This is a genomic window from Desulfocicer niacini (genome assembly GCF_054657595.1).
This window is the reverse complement of record NZ_BAAHYK010000187.1, coordinates 1-433: the sequence shown is the minus strand read 5'-3', so window position 1 is coordinate 433 and position 433 is coordinate 1. Positions and strand designations below refer to the sequence as shown.

Below are 433 nucleotides of genomic sequence, written 5' to 3'. Positions count from 1 at the left end.
TAGAGAAATATATTGAATTGTTATCAAACAAACTTAAAGGGAAAGAAGATATGCGTCAATTTCTGCTTGGTTTTAGCGTAGGCGCTTCGTCTATATGGGCAGTATCAGAAACTCTTAACACATTTGCTAAAACAAAGGCTGTCTGCTTTTACAGTTCTCAAATAAGAAAATATCTGAGTGTAATTCCAAAAGTAGCTATAGATTTATATTTTTCAAAACATGAACCAAATTATGATGTAGATGAGATCGTTAAAATAGTATCAAAGAAACTAAATGTTAATTGCTATAAAACAAATTTTAAGCATGGATTTATGAATGAGCTATCATGTAATTACAGCCAAGAAGGCTACAGTAAGTACATGGAAATAATAAAAGACGTGTAACAAGCCAATAAACACGGACCCGCAAACAGCGCGCGGTCCGGTTATTTAAA

1 protein-coding gene is annotated in these 433 nt (G+C 32.8%); it reads left to right on the top strand.

Annotated features, from left to right (window positions below; genetic code table 11):
* Positions 1-383 (top strand): hypothetical protein (locus tag ACYQ2M_RS25310; protein WP_459919180.1); only part of this gene is annotated, 383 nt, incomplete at its 5' end.
* Between the last annotated feature and the right edge of the window lie 50 nt (positions 384-433).